A 6,700-nucleotide genomic window follows, 5' to 3' on the forward strand; every position below is an offset into this window, starting at 1 on the left:
GCGCCCGCGCCTGAAGGCGCCGGCAAGGCCAAGCCCGCCGAGTCGTCCGGCAGCATCGATGCGCTCGAGGACGAGATGACCCGGCTGCTCGAGGAACTGACGGGCGGAAAGCCGAAGTCGGCGTCATGACATCGCGATGGTCGATCCGTCCGGCCGCCGCCGTCACGGCGCCGGCCGGACGCCGGGTCGGCCGGGCAGCCGGCCGCAGGCCGGTGGCACGCGGGACGGTTCTTGCCGCCGCCATCACCGCCGCGTCCTGCTCGCCAGCGCCCTGCCCGCGATGGCGCAGGACGTCTCGATCTCGCTCGGCGACGGCACGACGCTCACCGAACGCGCCGTCCAGCTCATTGGCCTGATCACGGTCCTGAGCCTTGCCCCGTCGATCCTGGTGATGGTCACCTCCTTCACCCGGATCGTCGTGGTGCTGTCGCTGCTGCGCACCGCCATCGGCCTCCAGACCGCACCGCCCAACGCGGTGATGGTGTCGCTGGCGCTGTTCCTCACCGCCTTCATCATGCAGCCGACCTTCGAGCGGGCCTATGAGGCCGGCATCAGCCCGGTGATCGAGGGTACCGTGGAACTGGCCGAGGGCTTTGATCTCGCCGCCGCGCCGTTCCGCGAGTTCATGCTGGAGCATGTGCGCGAGACCGACCTGCAGCTGTTCGTCGATCTCTCCGAGACTCCGGCGCCCGCGACGCCCCAGGACGTGAGCCTGCGCATCCTCATTCCGGCCTTCATGATCTCCGAACTGCGCCGCGCCTTCGAGATCGGCTTCCTGATCTACCTGCCCTTCGTGATCATCGACATGGTCGTCGCCTCGATCCTGATGGCCATGGGCATGATGATGCTGCCGCCGGTGGTGATCTCGCTGCCGTTCAAGCTGATCTTCTTCGTGCTGGTCGACGGCTGGCAGCTTCTGGCCGGAAGCCTCGTGCGCAGCTTCGGCTGACGCCGCGCCCGTTCTTGCGCGGGCAATGCCTGTCCGCCCGGTCCCTGTCACCGTCACTGTCACATGAGCGTCATCCATCAGGCGCTACCAAACCCCGTACCGCATTCATCCGTACGGGGGCTTCCGACCATGACGAAACCTGCCATCACCGTCTCTCTGGCGACGGTCCTTCTCGCCGCGACCACGCTGGCCGGCCATGCCGAGCCGGTGTTCAACCGCGTCGCCACCTTCCCGGTCACCGCCAACCTCGGCGCCGACGACCAGGGCCGCGAGGCGGTCGCCGAGATCATCACCGCCAACGAGGACGGCACCCTCCTCGCCTACACCGACAGCCCGGGCGAAGGCCTTGGCCTGATCGACATCACGGATGCCGCCGCGCCGAAGCCGGCCGGCTACATCGGCCTTGGCGGCGAGCCGACCTCGGTCAAGATCATCGGCGGCAATGCCTTCGTCGGCGTGGTCACCTCGAAGAGCTACACGGAACCGTCGGGCCATCTGGCCACCGTCGATCTCGCCGGCAAGACCGTCACGGCCACCTGCGATCTCGGCGGCCAGCCCGATTCGGTCGCCGCCACCAAGGACGGCGGCTTCATCGCCATCGCGATCGAGAACGAGCGCGACGAGGACATCAACGACGCCGCCCTGCCGCAGCTTCCCGCCGGCTTCCTTGTCGTCGTCCCGGTCAAGGACGGCGCCGCCGACTGCGCCGGCCTGAAGAAGATAGATCTCGCCGGCGTCACCGAAGTCGTTCCGGAGGATCCGGAGCCCGAGTTCGTCTCGATCAACGCCGACGGCAAGATCGCGCTGACGCTGCAGGAGAACAACCACATCGTCGTCGTGGACGCCGCCACCGGCACCGTCGAGGCGAGCTTCTCGGCCGGCACCGTCGATCTCGACGGCATCGACACCAAGAAGGACGGCGTGATCGACCTGACCGGGTCCATGACCGGCGTGGCGCGCGAGCCCGATGGCCTTGCCTGGATCGACACCAATCGCTTCGTCACCGCCAACGAAGGCGACTGGAAGGGTGGCAGCCGCGGCTTCACCATCTGGAACAAGGACGGCACCGTCTCCTACGAGTCGGGCGCCAGCCTCGAGCGCGAGATCGTCTCGCTCGGCCACTATCCGGACAAGCGCAACAAGAAGGGCGTGGAGATCGAGGGCGTCGAGGCCGGCGCCTTCGGCGACGAGACCCTGATCTTCGTCGCTTCCGAGCGGTCGTCGGTCGTCGCCGTCTACAAGGAAACCGGCGCGGCGCCGGAACTCCTGCAGATCCTGCCGTCGGGCATCGGTCCGGAAGGCGTGCTCGCGATCCCCGCGCGCAACCTGCTGGTGACGGCCAACGAAAGCGACCTGATCGAGGACGGCGGCGTGCGCGCCCACGTCATGATCTTCGAGCGCGCCGAGGGCACGCCCGTCTATCCGACCATCCGCTCGCTCAACGACGGCACCAGCGCGCCGATCGCCTGGGGCGCCCTGTCGGGCCTCGCCGCCGATCCGGCCGACGCCGGCAAGCTCTACGCGGTCACCGACAGCTTCTACTCGGCCGCCCCGCGCGTCCTGACGATCGATGCCACCCGGACCCCCGCGATCATCACCGGCGAGATGACCGTGACCCGCGACGGCAAGACCGCCGAGAAGCTCGACCTCGAAGGCATCGCGCCGGCGGCCGAGGGCGGCTTCTGGCTCGCCTCCGAAGGTGACGCCAAGAAGGAAGTGCCGCATGCGCTGCTGCGCGTCGACGCCTCCGGCGCCATCGTCGAGGAGGTCGCGCTGCCGGCCGAACTCGAGGCCCATCAGGAGCGCTTCGGCTACGAAGGCGTGACCGTCACCGGTTCGGGCGACGACACCACCGTCTGGCTCGCCGTGCAGCGCGAGTGGAAGGACGATCCGAAGGGCATGGTCAAGCTGCTGGCCTACAAGCCGGCGACCAAGACCTGGGGCGCGGTCCACTACCCGCTCGAGAAGGCCGAAGCCGGCTGGGTCGGTCTCTCCGAGATCACCGCCGTCGAAGGCGGCAAGGCGATCATCATCGAGCGCGACAACCAGATCGGCGAGGCCGCGAAGCTGAAGGCGGTCTACAGCGTCGATCTCTCCACGGTGACCCCCGCCCCGCTCGGCGGCGAGCTGCCGGTCGTCGAAAAGACCCTGGTGCGTGACCTGATGCCCGATCTGGCGTCCGGCAACGGCTTCATCGTCGACAAGGTCGAAGGCTTCACCGTCGACAAGGCCGGCGACGCCTACTTCGTCACCGACAACGACGGCGTGGACGACTCCTCGGGCGAGACGATCTTCGTCAAGCTCGGACCGCTCGCCGTCAGCAACTGACGGGTGATCGAGGGCCGCACCCAGGGGGGCGGCCTTCCTTCGCAGGTCGAGACAGGCACAATGACAAAGGCCGCCGGACGATTTCCCGTCCGGCGGCCTTTGCTGATTCTGAGCGAACGGACATCAGGATGCGGACACATCCGCGACTTCCGGTTTAGGTTGACCGTCAGATGGTTTGGTTGGCGCCTGACACTGACGATCAAGTTCTAAGTCAACGGGGGCCGGGCGAAAGTCCCGATCCCACCGGAGTGAAGCTGCATCACCTCCACCGTAGAAGAATGATACCATGACCAGTGAGCAGTTCAAGGCATGGCGCAAGGCGCTTGGATTCACCCAGGCTGCCGCAGCAGAGGCCCTAGGGTTGTCGAAGCCTGCGGTCGAGAACTACGACCGCGGTGTACGGCGCGAGGATGGCCGGGCGGTTGTGATCCCGAAGGTTGTCGCGTTGGCCTGCATGGCGATCCGCATGGGCGTGACCGACTACACCGAATGAGCCCTTGTCCGTGATCAGGCCGCTGCGCGGAGGATGCCGTTGAAGCCGCCGGAGATCGCGGTTGAGGCGGCATCGGCCTCTGCGGTCATGATGATGTCGGTGCTGCCACGGATGATCAGATACGGTGCCCGAAATCACGATCCTGCCCATGCGGCGACGAGGCGGCACGCGCCGACCACCTGTCTGCGTGCGCAGCCATCAAGTCGAGGAATTCGTCCGCAGTTGGGCCGGCTTGACGGGCGCAGCACACTGGTCGTGCTCCTGCTCCCATGCGTCACGACTTTAGCCCTCAGCCCATCCCTCGGTCCAACACCTCAACCCTGCCCCACCGCCTCGCCGGGCGCCGCGGCCTCGGGCGCATCCGACACGTTCGCCGGCGCAGGTGCAGGCGCGGGCTCCGGTGCCGCCGGCATCACCTCCGGCCCGTCAGCGGGACCGCGGTCGACGAACTGGCTGCGATAGTCGGCCAGGAAGGCCCGCATCGTGTCGATGGCCGCGATGTTGGCCGCGATCACCCGGAATTCGTGGCCGCTGACGTCGATCGGACCGGTGACCGCGTCGAAGATCGCCGCCTTGGGCGAGGTGGCCATCTTCGCCGCGAACTTGCCGCGCAGCCGGTCAAGGCCGATCGGATCGGGGGCGAGCGCATAGGAGATCGCGGTCTTGAGCACCTCGACCTGCTCGATGTCGGTCAGCGGCACGGCGTCGCTCCAGCGCGCGGCCAGCAGGCGCTCGAACTGCTCGCCCGCCTTCTGGTAGCGCGCAGCCGACCAGAGCGTGTCGGCGACCAGCCGGTCGGCATCGATACCGGACAGTGATCCGACCATCTCGAGCGCGAGGTCGGTCTTGCCGGTGTCGGCGAGCGCCTTTGCCTCCACCAGCCGCCGCTGCCGCTCGATGCTGGCCGGAAGCTGGGCCTGGCGGGTGCGTCCCAACACCGCGAGCGCCCGATCCGGGCGGCGGTCGAGCAGTTGTACCATGGCAAGATCGGCCGCCACCTGGGCGCGCGCCGCACCCTTCAGGCGGTGATCGACCTGATGCTGCAGGAGCGCGGCGGCCTGGTCCAGCAGATCGACATCGACGAGCCGGTCGGCGAGCTTGCGCACCATCTCGTCGCCGCGGTGGCCGATCGGCGTCAGTTCCTTGAAGTCGTAGTAGAGCGCGAGCGCCTTCAGCGGCTCCATTTCGGCGGCCTTGCCGTCGAGGTAGAGCGCGGCGAAGGCGGCGCTCATCTCGTTGCTGATCAGCCGCGTCGTGTCCGAATCGGCATTGACGAGGTTGGCCGTGCGCATCGCCTCGAAGCCGCGCCGCCAGTCGCCGTTCTCCACCGAGAGCTGGGCCAGCAGCCGCAGCGCTTGCAGCTCGATCTCGTCGCCGCGCCAGGAGGCGGCAAGGCCTTCCAGCCGGTCGATTGCCTGCGGCACCGTCAGGATGCCCTCGCGGTGCTGGATGCGCACCAGCCGCAGCGTCGCCTCGGCGGCTTCCGCGCCATCGCCCTGCAGCACCACGCGGTTGAGAAGGCTCAGGGCATCGACGGCCCGCGCATTGGCGTCGGCCATGCGGGCATTGAGTATGTCCACGGCCAGGGCGTCATTGCGGTCGAGGCCGGCGCGATCGATCTGGCGGATCGCCGAGACCGCGGCGCCGAAATCGTTGACCCCGACGGCCGCCCTTGCCGAGGCAAGCAGGAAGCGGTTCTGCAGGGTTTTCGGGAAGGCGCCGATCACCGTTTCGCCGCGGGGCTGGCTGCGCCGCGCCTCCGCATGATTGCGGTTGTCTTCCGCCGCGATCGTGCGCCACACGGCCGCTTCGGGGCTCGCCTCGAGATCCTCGTCGGCCAGCAGGGACAGGGCCTCGGCAGGCTTGTGCGAAAGCACCTTTGCGCCCGCCATCTGCAGCTTGAAGTCGACGTTCTCCGCCTCTTCCGGGCGCAGGGACCCGAGCACGTCGAGCGCGGCCTCGGCTTCGGGACCGAGGCCCTCGGCCATGTAGAGGGCGATGAGCCGGCGCCAGGCCGCCGCCCGGCCCTCGATATCCTGGGCGGCGGAGATGTCCAGCTGCAGGGCCTTGCGCGTCGGCCAGAACTCGGCGGGGGGAACCGCGGCGGCCGCGAGATCGAACCCGCCGGTCGCAAGCGCCTGCCCGTCGCCACCGGCGTCGAAGCCCGTGTCGCGGGAGGGGAAGGACAGCGAGATGTTCAGGCCGGCGGGTCGCTCGACGGCGACGCCGGACCCTTGACGGACCTGCACCTCCAGATCGTCGACGCGCGGCACGAAGGCCAGACCATAGGCGGAGGAAAGCGCCTCCACATCCGTGAAGGACTGCGGCTTGATCAGGCCGCGCGGATCGCCCTTGCCGGTGACGACGACGATCCGGTCGCCTGCCGCCGGATCCACCACCTCGATCGCCCGGCCCGCGCCGTCGTAGGGAATGTCGAGCGCCGCCCGGCCATCGGGCCGCACCGACCGCATGACCGGCAGCGGACGGGTCGGCCGGGCGACCATGTCGCCGATGGTGACCACCCAGTAGGTGCCGTCCGCATCGAGGCTGGCCAGCAGCGGGTCGGCCATCTCGATCCGCAGCGCCTGCGCGCCGTTGACGCTGATCGGCTCGATCCGGCGGGCGATGCCGGCAAGGCCGGCCTGCAGCGGGCCGAGGTCGATCGGCATCGCATCGTCGAACACCATCCACAGGGCGCCGCCGCGCGAGAACAGCGCGGCATCCACGGGCGTCTTGTAGGTGAAGGTCAGCCGGTTCACCGTGCCGATCCGCTGGATCTCGACCTTGACCGCCTTCTCCTCGAAGGGCGCGGCCGGCTGCTCCACCCCGGCAAAGTCGCTCCCGCCCGCCGCCTGGACGGCAGCTGCCGGGGCGATCGCAGCTGGGGGTGCGGCGGCAGGGTTGGGGGGCGGCAGACGGGGCCCCCGGCG

General features: G+C 68.8%; 3 protein-coding genes and 1 pseudogene. 3 read left to right on the top strand and 1 reads right to left on the bottom strand.

What is annotated here, in order from left to right:
• The first annotated feature begins 280 nt into the window (after positions 1–280).
• The 3 genes from fliP to A6302_RS18735 all read left to right on the top strand — a co-directional run bounded on the left by fliP (position 281) and on the right by A6302_RS18735 (position 3,770).
• Positions 281–949, top strand: a complete 669-nt coding sequence (gene fliP / locus A6302_RS18725) for a flagellar type III secretion system pore protein FliP (RefSeq protein WP_069308309.1) — start codon at positions 281–283, stop codon at positions 947–949.
• A 129-nt stretch (positions 950–1,078) separates the two neighbouring features.
• Complete coding sequence (locus tag A6302_RS18730) at positions 1,079–3,277, top strand: esterase-like activity of phytase family protein (RefSeq protein ID WP_069308306.1); 2,199 nt, start codon at positions 1,079–1,081, stop codon at positions 3,275–3,277.
• 286 nt (positions 3,278–3,563) lie between these two features.
• Positions 3,564–3,770 (top strand): helix-turn-helix domain-containing protein, encoded by a 207-nt coding sequence (locus A6302_RS18735; RefSeq protein WP_069308307.1) that lies wholly within the window; start codon positions 3,564–3,566, stop codon positions 3,768–3,770.
• 314 nt (positions 3,771–4,084) lie between these two features.
• Here the strand turns inward: A6302_RS18735 and A6302_RS18740 are convergent.
• Positions 4,085–6,700: pseudogene (locus A6302_RS18740) on the bottom strand (hypothetical protein); the annotation flags it as partial.

Origin of the sequence: Methylobrevis pamukkalensis, from assembly GCF_001720135.1 — a bacterium.
GTDB classification, from domain to species: domain Bacteria; phylum Pseudomonadota; class Alphaproteobacteria; order Rhizobiales; family Pleomorphomonadaceae; genus Methylobrevis; species Methylobrevis pamukkalensis.

What these genes read in the sequence shown, in the direction of transcription:
- fliP (WP_069308309.1), top strand. Translation starts at nt 281, where the DNA reads ATGGCGCAGGACGTCTCGATCTCGCTCGGCGACGGCACGACGCTCACC.
- A6302_RS18730 (WP_069308306.1), top strand. Translation starts at nt 1,079, where the DNA reads ATGACGAAACCTGCCATCACCGTCTCTCTGGCGACGGTCCTTCTCGCC.
- A6302_RS18735 (WP_069308307.1), top strand. Translation starts at nt 3,564, where the DNA reads ATGACCAGTGAGCAGTTCAAGGCATGGCGCAAGGCGCTTGGATTCACC.